Annotated in this window: 14 protein-coding genes, 1 rRNA gene and 1 pseudogene; 4 read left to right on the forward strand and 12 right to left on the reverse strand. The window is 67.4% G+C overall.

What is annotated here, in order from left to right; translation table 11 throughout:
* Entirely contained in the window at window positions 1–4,131 is a 4,131-nt protein-coding gene (locus VEW47_07635) for an FG-GAP-like repeat-containing protein (protein HYS05050.1), read from the reverse strand.
* Window positions 4,132–4,292: 161 nt separating this feature from the next.
* Here VEW47_07635 and rsmD point away from each other — a divergent pair, with 161 nt between their 5' ends.
* The 3 genes from rsmD (at window position 4,293) to VEW47_07650 (ending at window position 8,856) form a co-directional block, all read left to right on the forward strand.
* Window positions 4,293–4,853: a 16S rRNA (guanine(966)-N(2))-methyltransferase RsmD gene (gene rsmD / locus VEW47_07640; protein ID HYS05051.1), complete on the forward strand. Its 561-nt coding sequence runs from the start codon at window positions 4,293–4,295 to the stop codon at window positions 4,851–4,853.
* Window positions 4,850–7,198: a tetratricopeptide repeat protein gene (locus VEW47_07645; GenBank protein ID HYS05052.1), complete on the forward strand. Its 2,349-nt coding sequence runs from the start codon at window positions 4,850–4,852 to the stop codon at window positions 7,196–7,198. The genes rsmD and VEW47_07645 overlap by 4 nt, the downstream gene beginning before the upstream one ends.
* 191 nt (window positions 7,199–7,389) lie before the next feature.
* Entirely contained in the window at window positions 7,390–8,856 is a 1,467-nt protein-coding gene (locus tag VEW47_07650) for a LysM peptidoglycan-binding domain-containing protein (protein ID HYS05053.1), read from the forward strand.
* On the opposite strand, the gene amrA is transcribed toward VEW47_07650, so the two are convergent.
* The 11 genes and pseudogenes from amrA to rimP all read right to left on the reverse strand — a co-directional run bounded on the left by amrA (window position 8,850) and on the right by rimP (window position 20,181).
* The gene (amrA, locus tag VEW47_07655; protein HYS05054.1) at window positions 8,850–9,422 is read right to left on the reverse strand and encodes an AmmeMemoRadiSam system protein A; all 573 of its coding nucleotides are present in this window, start codon (window positions 9,420–9,422) and stop codon (window positions 8,850–8,852) included. The two genes, VEW47_07650 and amrA, sit on opposite strands and share 7 nt — an antisense overlap.
* A 32-nt stretch (window positions 9,423–9,454) precedes the next feature.
* Window positions 9,455–10,768, reverse strand: a complete 1,314-nt coding sequence (locus VEW47_07660; protein ID HYS05055.1) for a hypothetical protein — start codon at window positions 10,766–10,768, stop codon at window positions 9,455–9,457.
* A 32-nt stretch (window positions 10,769–10,800) separates the two neighbouring features.
* A complete protein-coding gene (gene pnp, locus VEW47_07665) occupies window positions 10,801–13,011 on the reverse strand; it encodes a polyribonucleotide nucleotidyltransferase (protein HYS05056.1) in 2,211 nt (736 codons plus the stop codon).
* Window positions 13,012–13,311: 300 nt separating this feature from the next.
* Window positions 13,312–13,581, reverse strand: a complete 270-nt coding sequence (gene rpsO / locus VEW47_07670; protein ID HYS05057.1) for a 30S ribosomal protein S15 — start codon at window positions 13,579–13,581, stop codon at window positions 13,312–13,314.
* A 99-nt stretch (window positions 13,582–13,680) separates the two neighbouring features.
* Window positions 13,681–14,601, reverse strand: coding sequence for a tRNA pseudouridine(55) synthase TruB (gene truB, locus VEW47_07675; GenBank protein HYS05058.1), 921 nt, complete (start codon window positions 14,599–14,601; stop codon window positions 13,681–13,683).
* A 2-nt stretch (window positions 14,602–14,603) separates the two neighbouring features.
* The gene (rbfA, locus tag VEW47_07680) at window positions 14,604–14,978 is read right to left on the reverse strand and encodes a 30S ribosome-binding factor RbfA (GenBank protein ID HYS05059.1); all 375 of its coding nucleotides are present in this window, start codon (window positions 14,976–14,978) and stop codon (window positions 14,604–14,606) included.
* Between the two features lie 40 nt (window positions 14,979–15,018).
* Window positions 15,019–15,303, reverse strand: coding sequence for a DUF503 domain-containing protein (locus VEW47_07685; protein HYS05060.1), 285 nt, complete (start codon window positions 15,301–15,303; stop codon window positions 15,019–15,021).
* A gap of 33 nt (window positions 15,304–15,336) precedes the next feature.
* Entirely contained in the window at window positions 15,337–17,274 is a 1,938-nt protein-coding gene (infB, locus tag VEW47_07690) for a translation initiation factor IF-2 (protein ID HYS05061.1), read from the reverse strand.
* Between the two features lie 705 nt (window positions 17,275–17,979).
* Window positions 17,980–18,108 (reverse strand): annotated as a pseudogene (locus tag VEW47_07695) (translation initiation factor IF-2 N-terminal domain-containing protein).
* The gene (gene nusA, locus VEW47_07700) at window positions 18,109–19,680 is read right to left on the reverse strand and encodes a transcription termination factor NusA (GenBank protein ID HYS05062.1); all 1,572 of its coding nucleotides are present in this window, start codon (window positions 19,678–19,680) and stop codon (window positions 18,109–18,111) included.
* A gap of 39 nt (window positions 19,681–19,719) precedes the next feature.
* Entirely contained in the window at window positions 19,720–20,181 is a 462-nt protein-coding gene (gene rimP / locus VEW47_07705; GenBank protein ID HYS05063.1) for a ribosome maturation factor RimP, read from the reverse strand.
* Between the two features lie 310 nt (window positions 20,182–20,491).
* On the opposite strand from rimP, the gene VEW47_07710 reads away from it, so the two are divergent.
* A 16S ribosomal RNA gene (locus VEW47_07710) occupies window positions 20,492–21,424 on the forward strand; the annotation flags it as partial.

The raw sequence follows: 21,424 nt of genomic DNA on the forward strand, positions 1-21,424 counted from the left end.
TCAGGGGATGGTCCTGCCGAACCGGCTCGCGATCAGCGCGAGGTCCGTACCGTCCACCCGGCCGTCGAGATTGACGTCCACGGGAAGGCCGTAGAGTCCCGTGAGCGGCTGGAGCACCTGATCGCAGAAGAGGAAGCCGCTCGTGCCGGTCTGCACGGGCAGGTCCATGCCCTCCTTGCGCACACCGCTTCCGACCAGGAGGCGGGTCGGCGTATACGCAGGGGTCGACCCCAGATCGGGGTTCTGCAGCAGCGTGCCGTCGGATTGGATCGTGAAATCCTCGCCGCGCACCGAACCGAACGAGCGGGCCAGGAGCGCGAGGTCGTAGCCGTCCACGCGCCCGGAATGGTCGATGTCGGCCCGCTCCGGGACGATGTTGGTCATGATGACCGGACTCCGACTCACGCTGTCGAACAGGACCACGTCCGGGTAGGTCGAGTCGACGGACAGATTGACCTGTCCCGTCGCCAGGAAAGTCATCCCGTCCGGAACGTCGGTCGGGTTGAACGACGGATCGGTGAAGAACAATCCGTTTCCGATCCCCAGGAAGATCGTGAGGTTCGGAGTCGCGGGGTCGCCGTCCCCCGACGACAGGACGACCAGATCGACGTACCCGTCCTGATTGACATCCACGAACGTGGCGTCCACCGGCGATGACGGCAAGGTCAGGGGATTGGGGTTCCCGGGAGGAGGCGCCGGCCCTTCGTTGCTCGGGAGGAGAACGTCGACGGTGGACGTGCCCGGCTCGACCACGGCGATCACGCTCGTCGTGTTGTCGTCGTCGAAGTGGTAGCGCTGATCGCTCAACGTCAGCCACGGGTTGCCGCAGACGTTCTGCTCGGGTGCTATCAGCAGATGACTCGGGTCCCCCTGCAGGGGGGCCTGGGCGGCGACCGGTGACGCGGGCGGCGCGAAGCCCCCGGCGCCGTCGCCGAAGAACAGCTTCAGGTCGTCGTCACCGCTTCCCGGGGCCCCCTTCTCGGCAACCATCAGGGCGGGGTCCGACTTGGAGTCGCACACCAGCGGGAAGCTCTGACAGTGCCCGCCGGGACAATCGACGTCGCCCGTGCACGGTTGGCCGACGTTGCTGCCGCCGGCGCAGATCAGCCCGGTGCAGGTGTAGGCGAAGCGTCCGACGACCGCGGCCACCGGATTGGCGAGCCCGCCGATCGCGGACCAGGTCCCGGGCGCCGGCCGGAGGCTGCCCGAAGCGTCCCCGATCAGGAAGGACAACGCTCCGCCGGCCTGATCGACCACGACGGCGTCGTTCACCGGAGCGTCGCAATCGGCCGCGGTGCTGCACCGGGCGTTCGCCCTCGGTCCGGCGTGACAGATGCCGCCGGCGCCCGAAATGATGTCGCAGCCGCTGCCGTCACAGATGTCGCCGATATGGTTGCCGTCGGCGTCGGCCTGGTCGGCATTCGCGGTCCATGGACAGTTATCGAGCTTCGGGGGGATCGAGAACTGATCGTAGTCGGGCACGAGGTCGAGATCGGTATCGATGTTCTGGCAGGCGGCGTCGAGAATCTGGCACTGGTCGCCGACGCCGTTGCCGTCGCTGTCGCACTGGGACGTGATCGGGTCCTTGGTCAGGCAGTTGACCGGAGCCTTGATGATATCGGTGCAGGGGTTTTCCACGAAACAGTGCGGAAAGCCGATCGTGTCGTTCGCCGGACAGTTCGGCGGGTTGTAGCGCGTCGGGCAGTCGTCGACGTCGTCGAGTACTCCGTCCTGGTCGTAGTCGTTTCCGTGCAGAGTGAGCGGCGCGACGGTGGCGGAGACCGGCCCGTTCCCGGCGGGGAAGGTCGGGCGCTCCGTCTGCACGCCGGTCAGCTCGGTGATGAGAGGCGTGACGGTCCCCGCCGTGTCGTCGTCGAGCACGAGGAGGTCGGAGACACCGTCCTGTCGAAGATCGGCCACGGTCATTCCGGTGGCGCGCAGCGGGCCCAGGAGCGGCTCCGGCGGCAGTCCGCGGAAGGTGGTGCCGGTGCCGGACAGGACGTCAAGACGCGGCGGAGTGGTGTTGAGCATCACCACGTCCTGTCCCACGGAGGCGTCGGCGGGGAACAGTGCCATCGCCGCGATGTTTCTCCAGGGAGACACGGGCGAGGTCGGGGCGAGAGAGAAGGCGAGGCTGCCGGGGGATCCGCTGTTCCGGTACAGGGTGATGCTGTTGTCGGAGTATCCGAGGACCGCGAGATCCAGTCTGCCGTCGTGATCGTAATCGAGTGTCGCCACGGCTGACGGATTCGCCAGCCCCGTCAGCGTGACCGCCGGCGCGAACGTCGCGCCGCCGGACCCGCTGTAGATCAGGACCTGCCCGCCGCTGAAATCGGCGACCGCCAAGTCGAGGTTGCCGTCCCCGTCGAGATCGACCAGGGCGCCGCCGCGCGGGACGTGGCCGCTTCCGAGATCGATGCTCTGCCCCGCCACCAGGGAGCCCTGCGTGCAGGTCGTGGTGAAGACCCTGATCGTCCCGTGACTCCCCGGGACACGGCAGAGGCCGCCACCCGGACAGTCCGGGTCGATGAGGCAGGACGCCCCGGGACTCGTGCCGCCCTGGCAGCTCAGCGATCCCTGTTCGAGGACGACCAGATCGGCGCACGCGTCTCCGTTGAGGGACCCCGCGAGCACGTCGACCGGCTGGCCCGGAACCGGGAAGGGGGAGCCCGGAGCCGGAGTGAACGCGGCCGCTCCACCGTTCAGCAGGATGCCGACGTTCCCCGCGATGCGGTTGGCGAAGGCCAGGTCGGGAACCTTGTCGCCGTTGAAATCCGCGGCCGCCACCCCCTCAGGCCCGGTGGGGGAGCGGCAGGTCCCGCGGGAAGGACAATCCGTGTCCACTGTGCACGCCTTGCCGGGATCGGAGCCGCCCGTGCAGGTCGCGCTGATTCCGGGGACGGGGGAAAGGCGACAGGTCCCGCCGCCGGAGCAATTGACGCTGGTCGCGCACGACATGCCGTTCAGCGTGCCACCCGAGCAGAGCCCCCCCGCGAGGAGGACGGTGGTCGGCTGGCACGTGCCGCCCGGACAATCGACGGACGACACGCACGACCTGCCGGCGTTGCTGCCGCCCAGGCAGACCTCTCCCATGTCGCCTCCCACGGCGCCCGGGAAGAACTGCAGGGCGTCGCTCCCCGTGTTGGAGACCACGATGTCGAGTCGGAGGTCGCCGTTGAAGTCGGCCACCACGGCATGGGACGCCCCGAAGCTTGCCTGCAGAGAAAAACGGTTGAGCAGCCCTCCCGTCGTGTCGTTGACCCGGACTCGCACCAGCCCCAGCGCCGAGCCGCCCCCCGAGCTGCTGTTCACGACGACCAGGTCGTTGCTGCGCGAGCAGACGGCGCCGACCTTCGGAGTCTGCTGGACGCCGCACTGCGCGCCGGCGGGGACGAGGAAGAGATTGTCGTCCGGCGTCCCGCAGATTCCGTCGATCCCCGCGGCCGTCTCCGGCTCCTGCCCGGGGTTGGGATTGAGCGGGCAGTTGTCGAGCCTCGCCGGCACCGCGAACTGGTCATAGTCCGGCACGAGATCGAGATCGGTATCGATGTTCTGGCAGGCGGAGTCCAGAATCTGGCACTGGTCTCCGACGCCGTTGCCGTCGCTGTCGCACTGGGACGTGACCGGGTCCTTGATCGCGCAGTCGACGGGGACCTTCGCGGGGTTCTTGCACGGGTTGTCCACGAAGCACTCTGGCGAATTGATCTTGTCGTTCGCCGGGCAATTCGGCGGGTTGTAGACGTTCGGGCAGTTGTCGACGTCGTTGTTCACGCGGTCGCCGTCGACGTCCTCGGGATTGAAATCGCCCGTGGCAAGGAACACGGGCCCCAGGGTCGGCTGGTTGATGGTGGCCGCTCCGACGATGTTCGGGGAATCCTTCTGCAGCGCGAACGTCCCGTCCTTCTGGTTGATCAGCACGGTGACCGTCCCGGCCTCGAAGTTGGCGACCACCAGGTCGTCGTAGCCGTCCTGATCGAAATCGGCCCCGATGAGGTGCAGGGGATGATCGATGGAGCCCGGCCGCAGGGCCAGAAGGGCCGCGGCACCCGGGGTCGGAGCCAGGAGGAGGATTGCGCCGTAGAGCGTGGGGAGCGCCAGGGCGAGAAGACCCCCCCGCGTCAGCCGATTCATCACCTACCGCGCTCTTCCCTCATGACCCGCATGGCAGAAACTCAACTCCTTGATGAAGTTGCGCGAGATCGTACCGGGGGGATCGGTGGAAGTCAAGGAAAGGTGCCGTGATCGGCGCGGTGTATAATCCTCGGCCCTCGTTGACGGGCATTGGAGCGGTCTTGCGACTCACGGGCGGAGAAGCCAGGGGGCGCCGGCTGAAGGCGCCGCGGGGACTTCGTACCCGGCCGACATCCGACAGGGTGCGCGAGGCGCTGTTCGACATCCTGGGAGCGCGCATCGAAGGAGCGCGTTTCCTGGACGGGTACGCCGGCACGGGCGCCGTCGGCTGCGAGGCGTTGAGCCGCGGCGCCGGTCGAGCTGTCTTCCTGGAGCGCGACCCGATCGCCCTCGGCCTGATCGCCGAGAACCTCAAGCTCGGAGCGTGGTCCGGTGCCGCCGAGATCGTCGAGGGAGACGCGCGCGCCGCCCTCCGCCGCCTCGGGACCACCGGGAAGCGCTTCGAGATTGTCTATCTCGATCCTCCCTACGACGATCCCGCCCTGGCGGAAGTGCTCGCGCTGTCGGCGCGTCTTCTGACGCCCGGGGGCATGGTGATCGTGGAACACCGGTCCTCCGTGGGCGTCGAGTTGCCGGACGGGCTCCTTCCGTTCCGGTCCTATAGGCACGGGGACGCGGCGCTGACCGCGTGCCGCGCCCCTGGAAATCTGCGGCCTGCATGAGCGACTGGATCGCCCGGGTCGGCCTTGGGCTCCTCATCCTGCTCTGCGCCTCGTTCTGCCTGACGCAGCTCGCCGAGGTCGACCTGCACTGGCACCTCCTGGCCGGGCAGCGCATCCTGCAGGAGGGGGCCGTCCCTCGGGTCGATACCTTCACCTATGCGTCGGCCGGGCATCCGTGGACCGATCTGCACTGGCTGTTCCAGGTGCTGCTGGCGTTGGTGCACCGCTCGGCCGGCTGGCCGGGGCTCGAGGGTCTGAAGATCGCGCTCATCGCGGGGGCCTTCAGCCTGGCCATGGTGACGGCGCTGCGGCGGGACGTCTCCCCGGCCGTCGCAGCACCCCTCCTGTTTCTGGCCATCCTCGCCTCGCAGGAGCGGTTCACGCTGCGGCCCGAGGCCCTGTCCTTCCTGTTCCTCGCCGCTCTTCTCTTCCTGCTGGGCGAGCGCCGCCGACGCCCGGTCCTGATGCTCCTCGTGCCGCCGCTCATGGCCCTGTGGGCGAACTGTCACGCGCTGTTCGTCGTCGGTGCGGCGGTCCTGGTCCTCACGATCGCCGGGGACGGTCTCGAGACCTGGGGCAGGTCGCGCCCGGAGGCGGAACCGGCCCGGGGCTGGTCCTCCCGGAGCCGCACCGCGTGGATCGCGATCCTCGCGCTCGGGGCGACCCTCCTGACGCCGTATGGCTGGGCGGGATGGGGCCTGCCGTGGAGACTCCTGTTCGAACGGATCGCCACGGACAACGTCTACGCGCGCAGCATCGCCGAGTTCCAGCCTCCGTTCGGGGGATACGATCCGACCGCGTCGATCGCCGCCTTCGCCATCCTCGCGGTTGTCGTCATGCTGGCGATGATCGTCGGCTGGAGGTCGGTGCGCGTCTCGGACGCGCCCGTGCTGACGGCGCTTCTCGCTCTGGCCCTCCTGGCGCGGCGCAATATTCCGTTGTTCGCCCTGGCCGCGGTGCCGGGCGCGGTGCAGGGGCTTGACGAGGCGCTGCGCCGGGCGGGGTCACGCTTCGCGGCGTCCGCGCGCGGGGTCTCCATCGGGCGGCGGCTCACGACGGGCATCGCGGGGCTGCTCCTTCCGGCCCTGACCCTGTTCCTTCTCGCGGATGTCTGGTCGAACCGCTTCTTCGAGCGCGACGGGACGCAGCGCTACTTCGGACGGGGATGGGCCCCCGGCTTCTACCCCGAGGGGGCCGCCGACTTCATCCTCGAGGGGGACCCTCCGGGCGAAGTGATCCACGACATGACGATGGGCGGCTATCTCGCGTGGCGATTCCAGCCCTCCCGGCGCACCTTCATCGACGGACGCCTCGAGGTGCACGACCAGGCGCTCTTCTCGACCTACCTGGCGCTGCAGACCGATCCGTCGGTGTTCGAGGAGACCGCGACCAGGTTCGGCGCGCGCACCGTCCTCTGGAGCCACCGCCACAGCCCTGAGGCCGCCGGTCTGCTGCGCTATCTGGCGCAGGGACACGGCTGGCGGCCGGTGTTCGTGGACCTGGCCGCCTCGGTGTTCACGCGCGATGAGAGCCCCCAGGGAGCGCCCACGATCGACCTCGACGACCCGTCCCTCGCGGTCTCCGTCCTGGACCAGGTGCGACGTGCCGAAGCGGCGTCGGCGCGGCTCGATCCGGCCCCCGCCTTCCTGCGCCGTCTGCTGCCCCGTCGGGATGTTCCGGTGGCGGTGGTGAACGCAGCGCTGTTCTTCGGCGCCGTCGGGAGCAACGCGGTCGCCGAGTCGCTGTTCCGGGAGGCGCTGAAGAAGGCCCCGGACAACGCGGTGGTCCACTACGACCTGGGGCTGGTGCTGGATCGCTCCGGCAGGCCGTCGGAGGCGCGCCGTGAGTTCGAATCGGCGCTTCTGATCGAGGCGTCGTTCTCGCCCGCGCGCGAGGCGCTGGCGCTGCGACGCCTCGGGGACGGAGACCCGGAAGGGGCGCTCAGGGACTGGGAGGCGGCCGAACGCAGAGCACCATTGGCTTCCCCTTCGCTCGCGGCGCGCGGCGCCCTCCTGGCGGCCCGGGGGCGCATCGACGAGGCGATCGAGGACTACCGGCGGGCGGTCGCGCTGTCCCCGCGCGACGCCGACCAGCACGCGGCGCTCGCCCTGCTTTGCCGGCGCAGCGGTCTCAAGGAGGAGGCCGCCGTGGAGATCCGCCGCGCCCTCCTCCTCGACCCGCACGGCTGCGCTTCGCTCGTGGCGTTCGGCCGGATGAGCGCGGAGGAGGGGCGCTTCGAGGAGGCGGAACGATCGTTCCGGGAGGCGTTCTCCGCGAGCCGGCCCTGCCCTCAGGCCGCACAGGCCCTCCAGGACCTGCGCTCGCGCGGTTCCGGGCCGCCCTGAATCCTCCGCGCCCCTGCCCGAGCCGGGTCGGTCGGCGGAACGGACTCCTCGGGTCTGTTGCGATTCTGTAATCGGTCCGACGGCCAGCCGCCATCTGCCGCGCCAGTCTTGACTTCGGGACTCCGTTACATATTTTTGTAGCCGTGGCGCCCCGCCGTCCTCGACGCGGCCGGCCGTCAGGAGATACGAGAATGCACACTGGACGCTCATCGATTCTGACCCGGATGCCGGCACTCCTTCTCGGATCGGTTCTTCTCCTCCCGGCCTCCGTGTCCGCGCAGGAGAATCAACCCGCGTCCTCCGCCGAGCCTTCGGTCGGGACACCGGCGCCGCAGGGTTCCGCGCAGGGCGCGGATCAGCCTGCGGACCGGTCCGCCCCCCGGAAGGGAACCCGGAAACACCGCGGGACTTCGAAGAAGGACGGTGTCGCTCTGGAGCCCGGTTCCACGCTCCCGCCGAAGAACCTCAAGAAGGTCGGCGATCACTGGACGCCGTACGACCCGCCCGATCCGGAGAGCTTCCCACCGGACGCCACCCTGCACATCATCGTCCCCGGTGACACGCTCTGGGACCTGGCCGACCTGGTGTTCGGTAATCCTTACCTGTGGCCGCAGATCTGGAACGAGAACCGGTACATCCAGGACTCGCACTGGATCTACCCGGGAGACCCGCTGCTACTGCCCGCGCGCCCGACGGTGGTCGGAGAGGTCGTACCGCAGGGACAGGAAGGCGCTCCGGCGACGCCGGAGGCCGCGAAGCCGCCGCAGCCCGAGCCGACCGAGGAGCAGGCGGAGACGGAGGAGCCGGCCCCTGTGACCGCCGAGAAGCCGCCCGCCGCACATCCGTCTCCGGGCTCGGCGCACGCGCCGCGCACCGTCCCGAAGGTCGTTCCGCTGGCCGACGAGTTCGACATTCGCTGCAGCGGCTTCATCGCGCCGCGCGAGGAGCGGCCGGATTACTTCATCTCCAATCAGGTCGAAGAGGCCAAGGTCGGCCTGACCGAGGGGGACATCCTCTACCTGAACCGCGGCAAGGCCAATGGTCACGTCGAGCCGGGGACCGAGTACAGCGCCATCGAGCGCGAGGGGGAGGTGCGTCACCCCATCACGCACAAGTTTCTCGGCTACTACTACCGCAGGCTCGGGACGGTGAAGGTGCTGGCGGCTCAGGAGACCACGGCGATCGCCACCATCTCCATGGCGTGTGACGAGATCCGCACGGGCCAGGCGCTGGTGCCGCTTCTGGTGACGGTCCTGCCCGCCAGGATGGCCCCGCCATTCGACCAGCTGACCGTCGTCCCCCCGGACAAGGACACCGGCTACGTCGTGCACGTCAAGGACAACCAGGAGCGGGCGTCCCCGGGCCAGATCGCCGACATCGACATGGGCTACGAGGATGGACTGAAGCCGGGTGACTTCCTCACCGTCTTCCTTCCGAGCGAGCCGTTCGACAAGCTCCCGCGGATCAAATACAACTACCAGATCAACAACCGCCGCTTCCAGAACCCCAAGAACTGGAAGGACGACAACAACAATCTGCCACCCGTCAAGGTGATCGGTCAGCTGGTGGTCCTGTTCGCCGAGAAGAACACGGCCACCGTGAAGATCCTGAACGCCATCCGCGAGATCGAGATCGGGGATTCGATCGTCCCTCAGTGAGCCGGACGCTCCGGCTCCGCAAACACCTGGGCTGAGAACGCCTCGACCATCGCCCCCTGCGTCCACGCGTCGGGCGGCAGGCCCGCCTTCAGACAGGTTTCCTCGAGGAATGTGCTGACGTTCCACCCCTGCCCCACCGCAACCTGGGGCAGGAGCAGGCCGCGCCTGCGTCCCATGGTCACCATCAGACCATGGGTTCCGAGGATGAGCCGCGACGGGTCCGCGATCCGGAAAGGCGGGTCGAGGGCCGAGATCTCGATCGTCACGCGCTCGAGGTCGCTTGTCCCGAGGGGGTCGAAACGCGGGTCTTCGGTCGCGGCCGCCGCCGCGCACTCGGTCACGGTCGTGGCCAGAGGGCGCACCGGCATCACCACGCCGACGCAGCCTCGGAGCGCGCGGCCCAGGTGCAGGCTTACGAAGGCGCCCTGCGGCGCGAGGAGCCTGGGGGAGGGGTTCTCGAGCAGGGGAGCCGGCCGGGATTGCAGACGCGCCGCGACGGCGCGCCGCGCCAGGTCGAGGAGCGTGGTCTCCTGCCCGGGCGTGAGACGAGGGAGGGCAACCGTCATGCGCGCGACCCCTCCTGGGCCCCCGCGGACCCCTAGATCATCATGATCTTGTTGCGCAGGATCAGAACCTCGAGCGCCAGCGCCGCCTTCCCGAGAAGACGCCGGAACTGCTGGACGTCCGGCGCCGTGGAGGCCTCCGGTCCGTTGTCGGCGTAGAGAATGACCGCCGGCCTGTCCGTGATCGTGAGCGGCATCAGCAGGACGCGCGCCGGCGGCGGGCAGCCCAGATCGAGATAGAACTTGGCGTTCGCGGGCAGGTCCGGCACCGGACCATAGAAATAGTCTCCCCCGGTCCGGAAGAAGACGAAGAGCGAGGGGCGGTCGAGAGGGACGATCACGTTGCGGACCCGCAGCGGCTGCAGGCCGCCGCCGCGGCCGCTCCAACCGAGTACGCGGTCCGGCTGCGCCACGAACAGGGCGGCGCGCGTGAAGCGGGATGCGGTGAAGGTGAGAACCGCGTCGAACACCTCGTCGCGCGTTTCTGCCTGGCGGAGGCGCGTGGAGACCGCTTCCATCGTCGTGGCCGGCGGCTGGGTCGCCGGGGCGGTGGCAGCGCCGTCGGCGGCGGGCGACATCACGCCTCCACGCACCATCACGGGTCGCGGCCGGGGAGGAGCGGACGGCGAGACCTCGGCCGCGCCGCGCGGCCGCGCCGCCGACTCCTGGACCTCGGCCTGCTCCCTCCAGGCTTCGAGCGAGCTCGGAACAGCCTCTCCGGAGCCGATCGACGGCGGAGCGGCGCCGGTCGCATCCATGAAAGGCTGGTCGAGATCGTCGGGGCTTGCGTTGAGCGGCAGACCGTCGAGACCGACCTCGGGCCCCCGGGGGACAGGTGCCGGGGCCGCGGCTCGAGTCGCCGCCCTCGGACGCGCCGGTTCGGGCGGTCCCGGGGCCACCGGGATCGCCTTCGTGCCGAGACTGATATGGTAATACTGCTCAATCGCCCGGATCAACCGGAACTCGGTCGCCACATAGGGCTCGATCGGGAGCCCCGTGAGGAAGGCGATCTCGTCCAGGGCGATCAAGTCCTTCGGATCGCGCATCGCCAGGTGGATCCGGCGACTCTCGATCCCGATCGGCACGATGCAGTATTTTGCGGCGATCCGGGCCGGCACGGCGGCGATGACTTCGGGTGGAACACGTTCCAGGCGTCGGGCCGCCGCGTAGCGCGTGCGCGACTGCTCCGCCAGGTAGTCTCCGAGAGTGTCCTCGTCGATGAATCCGAGCTTGATGAGACTGTTCCCGAGCCGCTCGCCGAAGAACGCCTTGTCGTGCAGGGCCTGCTGGAGCTGCTCCTCGGTGATCTTTCCCTTGCCGACGAGCCACTCGCCGATCTGCTGTGTCAAGGAAGGAGCTCCTGGCTGGCGATCATCGGTTCCTAGCGGTGCCGGGACGAATGCCTCCGGCCGTGGCCGCCATGCCCGCCCGAGCCGCCTCCGAACGGGCGCCGCGGGCCGGACGGTCCAGGAGCGCCGGCCGCCACCTCCTGAGGCGCGGGTTCACCGGCTTCGATCCGCTTGTCGCGCAGCACCGCCTTGCGACTCAGCCGGACACGGTCGCCGTCGACCTCGATCACTTTCACGAGGATCTCCTCGCCTTCGCTGATCTCGTCCTGGACCTCTTTGACGCGGTGCTCGGCGACCTCGGAGATGTGCAGCAGCCCCTCGAGACCGGGGAGGATCTCCACGAAGGCTCCGAAGTTGGCGATGCGCGTGACTTTCCCGAGATACGTCTTGCCCGGCTCGGCCTCCGCGGTGATTTCCTTGATGATGTCGATCGCCTTCATGGCGGAGCCCTCGTCCACCGAGGCGATGTGGATGCGGCCGTCGTCCTCGACGTCGATCTTGCAGCCGGTCCTCTCGATGATCGAGCGAATCATCTTGCCGCCCGGGCCGATGACTTCGCGGATCTTATCCTTGTTGATCCGGATCGTGAAGATGCGGGGGGCGAACGTGGAGATGTTCGCCCGCGGCTTGGCGAGCGTCGTGTCCATGACGTCCAGGATCTGCATGCGGGCCTGGCGCGCCTGGCTCAGGGCCTGCTCCATGATCGCCTTGCTGATGCCGTCGATCTTGATGTCCATCTGCAGGGCGGTGATCCCTTCGCGCGTGCCCGCGACCTTGAAGTCCATGTCGCCGTAGTGATCCTCAACACCGGCGATGTCCGTCAGGATGATGTAGTTGTCCCCCTCCTTGACAAGGCCCATCGCCGCACCGGCCACCGCGGAACGCAACGGCACGCCGGCGTCCATGAGGGAGAGGGAGCCGCCGCAGATCGAGGCCATCGAGGAGGAGCCGTTGGACTCGAGAATGTCGGAGACCAGCCGGATGGTGTAGGGGAAATCATCCTCCCCGGGCATGAGGGGAAGAAGGGCGCGCTCCGCAAGCGCGCCGTGGCCGATCTCTCGCCGGCCCGGACCGCGCAGGAACTTCACCTCCCCCACGGAAAAGGGCGGAAAATTGTAGTGCAGCATGAAGCGCTTCTCGGACTCCCCTTCGAGCCAGTCCAGCCGCTGGGCATCTTCGGAGGTCCCGAGCGTGCTGGTGACCAGGGCCTGCGTCTCGCCCCGGGTGAACAGGGCCGATCCGTGCGTGCGCGGGAGGACGCCGACCTCGCAGGTCACCTTGCGCACCTGGTCCGAGGCCCGGCCGTCGAACCGGCGGCGCTCCACCAGGATCTCGTGCCGGCTGATCTTCTTGTGAAGATCGTTCAGGATGAGGGCCGCCTCCTCGCGCTTCAACGGCTCGGAGTCCGGGATCGCCTTGACCTGCTCGTCCATGAGGGCGGCGACGGCGCGGTACGAGTCGATCTTCACCGGTATCTTCATCGCCTGGTAGAGACGGTCGCGGCAGGCGGCTTCGATCTGGCGGTAGAGCGCGGGATCCAGCTCGCGGATCTTCGGCGCGCGCTTTGGCTTTCCGACCTCGCGTCGCAAGTCCTCCTGCACACCGACCAGCGTCCTGCAGTGCTGCTGGCCGAACCAGATCGCTTCGAGCATTTCGCTCTCGGAGACCTCGTTCGCGCCGGCCTCGACCATCACCACGTCGGTGGCGCTCCCCACCACGACCAGGTCGAGACGGCTGGACTCCATCTGCTCGTAGGTCGGGTTCAGGACATAACCCTGATCGCTGAGGCCGACGCGCACCGCGGCGATCGGGGTCGTGAACGGGATGTCGCTCAGGTGCAGCGCGGTCGAGGCGCCCGTGATCGCCAGCACGTCGGGATCGTTGGCGAGATCGGCCGACAGGACCAGGGCGATGACCTGCGTCTCGTACGACCAGCCCTTGGGAAACAACGGACGGATCGGACGGTCGATCATGCGCGAGGTGAGGGTCTCCTTCTCGTTCGGGCGCCCCTCCCGCTTGAAGAAACCGCCGGGGATCTTCCCGGCGGCGTAAGTGTTCTCGCGGTAATCGACGGTGAGGGGCAGAAATCCCATGCCGGGTCGCTCCTTGCGCTCCGCGGTGGCCGTGACCAGGACGACGGTGTCCCCGTAGCGCACGGTGACGGAACCGTCCGCCTGCTTGGCGATCTTGCCGGTCTCGACGATCAGGGGTCTTCCGCCGAAATCAATGGTGCGTGTGCTCATCAAACAGTCTCCTCAGCCGGACAAGGCGCGCCACGGAGGCGTCCCGGCGTCCGATCGGGCGCATCTGGGCGCCCGGCGATTTATGGAAGGCACCATCGACGACCGACCGCGACTGTGGGCGGCGGCGGAGCGAGGAAGAGGTCGAAGCCAGGGGAAGGGAAGACTGAACGTCCAGAAGTAAGTATGAAGACAGGGTTCCCTTCTGGTATTCCCCGGAGTCGGTCCTCAGGTTCGCTCGCAGCCATCCCGTTCGCGTGGATTCCGCCCGCGGGCGCGGTCGCCCGGGATCGCCGTGCCTTCCTATTTGCGAATCCCGAGCTTCTTGATCAGCTCTCGGTAGCGCTCCGCGTTCCTGTCCTTGAGGTAGTCCAGGAGGCGGCGGCGGGTCCCGACCATCTTGAGCAGGCCGCGGCGGGAGTGATGATCCTTGGCGTGCGCGTTGAAATGCCCGGTCAGATCTTCGATCCGACGGCTCAGAATGGCAATCTGGACCTCGGGAGATCCCGTATCCGACGGGTGGGTCTGGTAAGAACTGATGATCTGGGTCTTGAGATCCTTCGTCAGTGCCATGCCTCGACTCGTTGCGGTTTCTTGCATCTCCCGTTGGTCTCGATTGAGGCGCCAATCTAACACATGTCGGGGGGCCTGTAAAGGCGATCCGGGGGAGTCCTATCCCGTGAACACGATCTGGGGGCGTATGACCGGCCGGGCCTCGGAAGGAGCCCGGAGCTGGACTTCGCCGATTCCGATGAGGGCCCCTTCGGGCCCCTTCAGGCGGCAGCGTCCGGCGGGCAGAGGCGGGCCCGGCGTCGCCACCTCGCTCAGTCCGCAGGGACGGCCGTGACGGATGGCGTGCGTGCCGGCGGCCGTGAGGACCAGTGTGGGGATTCCCAGAGGAATCTCCTCCATCGGAGTGATGCGTGATGTCGCGCGCGCCCCCAGCGCGATCAAGTCGTCGGGAGTGAGCGCGTCGTCGACGGAGAACGGACCGGCAGCCACCCGTCGGAGCGAGAAAAGATGCGCCCCGCAACCCAGGATGTCCCCGAGGTCATGCGCGAATGCCCTGAGGTACGTTCCGGCGGACACCTGGGCTTCGAACGTCACGTCCGTTCCGGAGAGTCCCAGGAACCTCAGGACCCGGAAGGTCACCGTGGTGGGGGTCGGGGACACGGGCTTGTGGCTGCGGGCCAGCCTGTACATCGGCGTGCCGCGCACCTTCTTCGCCGAGAACACGGGCGGCACCTGCGTGATGGTTCCGCGGAACCGCTCGAACCCCGCCTCCACGGCCGCCGCGTCCACCTCCACGGCGCGCGCGGGACCCGTCGGGACGCCGTCCCGATCGTAGGTGTCGGTCGCGATCCCCAGACGCAACGCGCCGCGATAGGTCTTGTCCATGCCCGACAGGAACGTCGCCAGGCGCGTCGCCCTGCCGATCATCAGAACAAGAAGCCCCGTCGCCATCGGATCGAGCGTGCCGGCGTGACCGATGCGCCTCACGCCGAGCACGCGGCGCGCCAGGGCCACCACGTCGTGGGAGGTGGGGCCTTCGGGCTTGTCCAGCAGTAGGACGCCGTCCAGTTCGCTGCCCATGACTACTCCTCCTCGTCGCCGGGCGTCCGCGGCCCGTCCTGATCGTGGATCTCCCGCAGCACGCGCTCGATCCGGTCGCCCCGATCGAGCGACTCGTCCAGAACGAACACGACGCTCGGCGCGAAGCGGAGTCTCAGGTTCCGGAACAACGCGCGCCGGAAGAATCCCGCCGCAGCATTGAGCGCCTTGATGGACACCTGCCGGGCGGCCGGCTCCGCGAGAACGCTCACGTGCACCCTCACGCTTTTCAGATCCGGGCTGACGGTGGCGCCGGTGATGGTCGCGAAGCCGACGCGCGGATCGCGCACCTCCCGCAGGAGCAGCCGGGAAATCTCGCCCTTGATGAGATCGGATACCCGCTCGGTGCGCGTGCTCACGGTGTCTCCCGGCGCGGGGCCCACGGGGGCCCCCACCGCATCAGGTGAGGAACTCGAGGTCGCAGCTCAGGACTTCGCCGGGGACCTTGCGCTCGACCTCGCTCTGGATCGATGAGAACGTCTGCTCGAGGGGCACCCGGGCGGCCGCGATGCCGACGATTCCCAGAGTGGCGCGCTGCCAGAGGTCCTGGTGATCGATTTCGGCGACCGAGACGTTGAAGTGCTGGCGCAACCGGTCCTTCAAGCTGCGCAGCACCTGCCGCTTCTCCTTGAGAGATGCGACCGCAGGCAGATGGATCTGGATGACACAGAGTGCGACGTTCACGGCTTCCGACCCGGGTGCGCGGGGGACAGGTCCTCAGAGGTTCTTGACGGCGATCTTCTCGATCTTGAAGGCTTCGATGATGTCGCCGATCTTCACGTCATTGAAGTTGGCCAGGCCGATGCCGCACTCGTACCCCGCCTTCACCTCGCTGGCGTCGTCCTTGAAGCGCCTCAGGGAGGCCACCTTGCCGGTGTACGCCACCACGTTGTCCCTCAGCAGGCGCACCTCGGCGCTGCGCGTGATCTTGCCGTCTCCGACATGACAACCGGCGACCGTGCCGATCTTCGGCACCTTGAAGACCTGACGCACCTCGGCCCTGCCCAGGTAGACCTCTTTCGCCTCGGGCTCCAGGAGCCCCAGCATGGCGTTCTTGATCTCGTTCGTGATGTCATAGATCACCGAGTGCAGCCGGATATCGACCTTCTCCTTCTCGGCCAGGTCCTGGGCGCTGCGCTCGGGACGCACGTTGTACCCGACGATGATGGCGTTGCTGGCCGAGGCGAGATGGACATCGGTCTCGGTGATCGCACCCGACCCCGCGTGGATGATCCGGATCTTCACCTTGTCGGAGGGCAGGTCCGTGAGGCTCTTCGAGAGGGCCTCGACCGATCCCTGGACGTCCGCCTTGACCACCAGCGGCAACTCCTTGACCATCCCCTCCTTGATCTGCTGGTACAGGTGGTCGAGGGTGAGCCGCGAGGATTTGGCCATCGCCTCCTGGCGCAGCTTCTGCTGGCGGAACGCCCCGATCTGCCGAACCTTCCATTCATCCTCCAGCACCTGGAACGGGTTCCCGGCCTCGGGGACGCCTTCGAGGCCCAGGACCTCGACGGGGATGGAGGGACCGGCCTCCTTCACGCGGTGTCCGAGATCGTCGAACATGGCGCGCACCTTTCCATGAATCGCGCCGGCGATGAACGGATCGCCGATCCTGATCGTGCCGCGCTGCACGAGGACCGTGGCGACCGGCCCGCGCGAGCGATCGAGCCGGGACTCCAGGACCACGCCGGACGCCAGGGACGAAGGATCGGACTTCAGGTCCAGCATGTCGGCGGACAGGAGGATCATCTCCAGCAGATCGTCGATACCGGTTTTCTGCTTGGCGGAGACCTGCACCGACACAACGTCACCACCCCAGTCCTCGACCAGGAGACCCTGGTCCGCGAGCTGCTTCTTCACGCGATCGAGATTGGCACCGGGTTTGTCGATCTTGTTGATCGCGACCACCATCGGCACCCCCGCTGCGCGGGCGTGGTGCATCGCCTCGGTCGTCTGCGGCATGACGCCGTCGTCGGCCGCCACGACCAGGATCACGATATCCGTGACCCTGGCGCCGCGCGCGCGCATCATGGTGAACGCCTCGTGGCCGGGTGTGTCGATGAACGTGATGCCGCGCGAACGGCGGCGGATGTGGTAGGCGCCGATATGCTGCGTGATGCCGCCGGCCTCCCCGCCGGCGATGTTGGACTCGCGGATCGCATCCAGGAGGGAGGTCTTGCCGTGGTCGACGTGTCCCATGATCGTCACGACCGGATCGCGCGGGCGCATGTCCGCGGGAACGGCCTCCCGGGTCTGCTCGATCGACACTTCTTCCTCGAACGTGATGACCTTGGCGTCGAATCCGAACTCCCGGCACACCTCCCTCGCGACGTTGACGTCGAGGGGCTGGTTGATCGTGGCCATGATGCCCCGACCGAGAAGTTTCGTGATGATGTCCTTGGCCTTGCGATCCATCTTCTCGGACAGCTCCTTGATCGTCACTCCCTCCGTGATCGTGATTCCCTGAAGGATCTCGGGCACCTGGGGAGGCGGGGGGGGAGGAGCCGGGCGCGTCAACGGCGGCGGCACGGCCTGCGGCCGCGTCGCCTGGGCGGTCGCCGCGGCCGTGGCCGGTGAACCGGTACGGCGCGGCGCCTCGCCACGCGGCACGGGACGGAGCGGCGTGGAGGGTGCTCCGGATCGCGGCGGCATCGCCGGCCTCGAGCCGCCGGGCGCGGCCGGGCTGAATGGACCCCCTATGCGGGGCGGCAGCGGGCGTTGTGGCTGCACCACTCCCGACGTCTGGCGCGCGGGGATCCCGGTGGGCTTCTGACCGGCTGAAGGAACTCCTGCCGAGGGGCGTACGGTGGCTGTGGGGGGAGTCCCCGGACGGGCCGCCGGGGCCGAGACTGGACCTCGGACCAGGCCGGGCCTCGGAATTCCCGTGGCCGCCTGCGGTCGCTGCGGGATGTTCGTGCCTCCTGGCCGGACCGGTGCTACCGGGATCGGACGGGACTGCGTGCCCGGCGTTGCCGGCGTCGCGTGCGGCCCCGCTTGCCCCAGGGGTGCTCCTGGCCGCGTTGGAGCGGGCACAGTTGGCCGCGCGACCGCCCCGGCGGGGCGGGGAACGGAGGCGGACGGCGTCGACGCCGATGGCTTCACCGGGGGTTTGACGGATGCGGCGGCGGCCGGTTTCGCCACGCTGCCCTTGAGTGGTGTCCCGACCGTGCCCTTTACCGTCGGGGAAGCCGGCTTCGGCGCGACCGGGGAAACGCCCGCAGTCTCGGCGGCAGACTGAGTTCGGGCGCCGGTTCTCGGGACCGTTCTGGCAATCGCGGGTTGTTTGGCCGACGGGGTGGGGCCCGGGCCATCGGCCGGCGACTTACCGGCGGAGGGAGCGGCCGATCTCAGTCGTGCCGCAACCTCGTCATCGACGGTGCTCAGGTTCGACTTGGCCTCGGCACCCAGCTCATGCAGGCGCGCCAGCAGATCGGCGACCTTCAGGTTGAGCTCCTTGGCGAGCTGACCGACGCGAATCTTCGCCATCTAGTCGCCCTCCCTGCGCTCGCCGGCGGTGCTATCGAGGGTCTCGCCGTGGGGTGTCGCAGCCTCTTCCGCCGCTGGACCGGCGGCATCCTCATCGGTCTCCGACGGCTCCGCCCCGACTTCGGTGGCTTCGTCGTCCTCTGCGCTGGCGGCCGGGGCCTCCGCCGCGGACTCCGCGGCCTGCCGGGCCGCCTCCTCGGCTGCCGCCTCCTCGGCCAGGCGCGCCTGCTCTTCGGACTGGCGCGCCGCTTCCTCCGCCGCCAGGCGTTCCGCTTCGATCCGCTCCGCCTCCTCGAGTTCGGCGCGGGCCTGCAGCCCGGCCTGAGCCGCGGCGAGGATCTTCTCGGCGGTCTTCGGACCGACTCCGGGGACATTCGTCAGCCCGTCGATCCCGAAGGCGGTGATGGCATCCAGACTCTGGACGCCGCCCTCCTGCAGTTTCTGAACGAGCTTCTCGCTCACGCCTTCGAGGCCGGCCATCTCGCGGGCATCCCGTGCCATGCGCTCCATCTCGGCCTGGACCTCGCGCTTCTTTTCCTGCTCGCTCTTGATGTCGATTTTCCAGCCAGCGAGACGCGACGCCAGGCGCACGTTCTGTCCCTTCTTGCCTATGGCCAGTGACAGCTGCTCGTCGTCGACGACCACCTCGAGCGTCTTGTTTTCGGGATCGGTGATCTGCACGCGGTTGATCTTCGCGGGATTGAGCGAGTTGGTGACGAAGGTGCTGACGTCATCGGAGAACTCGACGATGTCGATCTTCTCGCCGCGCAGCTCGCGGATGATCGACTGCACTCGCGAGCCCTTCATCCCGACGCACGCCCCCACGGGATCGACATCCCGGTCCTTCGATCGCACGGCCACCTTGGCGCGATCACCCGGATCGTGCACGGCCCTCTCGATCTGCACCGTTCCGTCGTAGATCTCGGGGACCTCCATCTCGAACAGCTTGATCAGGAGCCGCTCATCGGTTCGGGACAGGATGACCTGGGGGCCCTTGGCGTTCCGGTCCACGTCGACGATCACGGCCCGGACCCGGTCACCCTGGCTGTAACGCTCGGCCTTCGACTGTTCTTTCTTGGGCAGGATGCCCTCGGTGCGTCCGAGATCGATGATGATGCTGCCACGCTCGAACCGCTTGACGACACCGTTCACAAGCTCTCCCGCCCGACCGATGTATTCCTTGTAGACGTTGTCGCGCTCGGCCTCCCGGACCTTCTGAAAAATGATCTGCTTGGCGGCCTGCGCAGCGATGCGTCCGAGCTGAGCCAGCTCCTCCTTGGGCTTCGGGATCTCCACGATGCCTTCTTCGTTGGCGGGCAGGGTCATCTCCTCCGCCTCGTTCGGAGAGATCTCCAGATCGGGATTGGTCACGTCGTCGACGATCTTCTTGCGGGCGAACACCGCCAGAGAACCGGTGTCGCGGTCGAACCTGGCCCCGAGGTCTTCCTTGGTGCGAAAATACTTCTTGGCGGCGGCCGCGTAGGCGTCCTCCACCGCCTGAATGATGATGTCGACCTCGATCCCCTTCTCCCGGCCGACCTGTTCGATGGCCTGAAAGATCTCATTGCTCATTCGTGACGTCCTCTCCTCGCGAGCCTTGGAATTTGTTTCCTAGAGTTCGATCTCGAGCCGCGCCTTCGCCACCTGGTCGCGGGGGATATCTACGCGGTGCCCGCCCTCCAGCGTCATCCGGACCGATCCATCCACGAGCCCGTCCAGCCGTCCCTGGAAATTGCGTCGACCCTGAAGCGGCACGAGGGTCGAAAGGCGGATCTGCCGGCCCGCGAACCGCGCGAAATCGCGATCCGAGAGGAGAGGCCTGTCCAGACCCGGCGAGGAGACCTCGAGGGTGTACCGCCCCTCGATCGGATCCTCGACGTCCAGCTGCACGGAAAGCTGGCGGCTGACCCGGGCACAGTCATCCAGCGTGACGCCTCCATCCTTGTCGATATAGAGCCGCAGGAGCAGCCCCCCGGGCTCGCGCTTCATCTCCAGATGAACCAGTTCCATCCCTGCGAACTCCAGGATCTCGCGGGCCAGCGTCGTGACCCTGTCGAGGATCTCGGCTGCCATGTTGTTCACGGCCCGGACACTCGGCGGGGGAGCCCGCGGAGCCGGGACCTCCCTAAAATAAAAAAGTGGGCGAACCGCCAGCCCACTGAGCCGTTCTCACGCAGGTATCCTATATTAAGGATGCGGGGTCGATCAAGGGAAAATTAATGCGTTCAGGGGCTTGACATGGCCCCCAAGGCTCTCCTAGAATACGCCCCTCGCGAAAATTGCTCTTTGAAAACTGAATAGTGCGTCCGTTAGATCTGAGCTTCAGTCAGACCAATCACCAGATCAGACAAACCAAGCGATAAGCCCTTCGGGGCTTCGAGTTTAAATGGAGAGTTTGATCCTGGCTCAGAGCGAACGCTGGCGGCGTGCCTAACACATGCAAGTCGCACGAGAAAGGGGTCGCAAGACCCCCGGTACAGTGGCGAACGGGTGAGTAACGCGTGGGTAACCTGCCCTTGGGTCCGGAATAACCTGCCGAAAGGCGGGCTAATACCGGATGACGATGCGGGGTCTTCGGGCTCTGCATCTAAAGCCGACCTCTTCATTGAAAGTTGGCGCCTGAGGAGGGGCTCGCGTCCCATTAGCTAGTTGGTGAGGTAACGGCTCACCAAGGCTTCGATGGGTAGCCGGCCTGAGAGGGCGACCGGCCACAGTGGAACTGAGACACGGTCCACACTCCTACGGGAGGCAGCAGTGAGGAATCTTGCGCAATGGGCGAAAGCCTGACGCAGCGACGCCGCGTGGACGATGAAGGCCTTCGGGTCGTAAAGTCCTGTCGGGTGGGAAGAATGGGTCCGGGGCTAATATCTCCGGACCTTGACGGTACCACTAGAGGAAGCCCCGGCTAACTCCGTGCCAGCAGCCGCGGTAATACGGAGGGGGCCAGCGTTGCTCGGAATTATTGGGCGTAAAGGGCGCGTAGGCGGCCAGGTAAGTTTGATGTGAAATCCCACGGCTTAACCGTGGAATTGCATCTTATACTGCCTGGCTGGAGTCTGGGAGAGGGAAGCGGAATTCCCGGTGTAGCGGTGAAATGCGTAGATATCGGGAGGAACACCAGTGGCGAAGGCGGCTTCCTGGACCAGTACTGACGCTGAGGCGCGAAAGCTAGGGTAGCAAACAGGATTAGATACCCTGGTAGTCCTAGCCTTAAACGATGTGCACTTGGTGTTGGGGGTATCGACCCCTCCAGTGCCGAAGCTAACGCATTAAGTGCACCGCCTGGGGAGTACGGTCGCAAGGCTGAAACTCAAAG

The organism is Candidatus Dormiibacterota bacterium (assembly GCA_035635555.1).
In the GTDB taxonomy this organism is placed as follows: Bacteria; Acidobacteriota; Polarisedimenticolia; order Gp22-AA2; family Gp22-AA2; genus Gp22-AA3.

Coding starts and splice junctions, on each gene's coding strand:
- VEW47_07635 (HYS05050.1), bottom strand. CDS start 4,131: ATGAATCGGCTGACGCGGGGGGGTCTTCTCGCCCTGGCGCTCCCCACG.
- VEW47_07645 (HYS05052.1), top strand. CDS start 4,850: ATGAGCGACTGGATCGCCCGGGTCGGCCTTGGGCTCCTCATCCTGCTC.
- VEW47_07650 (HYS05053.1), top strand. CDS start 7,390: ATGCACACTGGACGCTCATCGATTCTGACCCGGATGCCGGCACTCCTT.
- amrA (HYS05054.1), bottom strand. CDS start 9,422: ATGACGGTTGCCCTCCCTCGTCTCACGCCCGGGCAGGAGACCACGCTC.
- pnp (HYS05056.1), bottom strand. CDS start 13,011: ATGAGCACACGCACCATTGATTTCGGCGGAAGACCCCTGATCGTCGAG.
- rpsO (HYS05057.1), bottom strand. CDS start 13,581: ATGGCACTGACGAAGGATCTCAAGACCCAGATCATCAGTTCTTACCAG.
- truB (HYS05058.1), bottom strand. CDS start 14,601: ATGGGCAGCGAACTGGACGGCGTCCTACTGCTGGACAAGCCCGAAGGC.
- infB (HYS05061.1), bottom strand. CDS start 17,274: ATGCCGCCGCGATCCGGAGCACCCTCCACGCCGCTCCGTCCCGTGCCG.
- nusA (HYS05062.1), bottom strand. CDS start 19,680: ATGAGCAATGAGATCTTTCAGGCCATCGAACAGGTCGGCCGGGAGAAG.
- rimP (HYS05063.1), bottom strand. CDS start 20,181: ATGGCAGCCGAGATCCTCGACAGGGTCACGACGCTGGCCCGCGAGATC.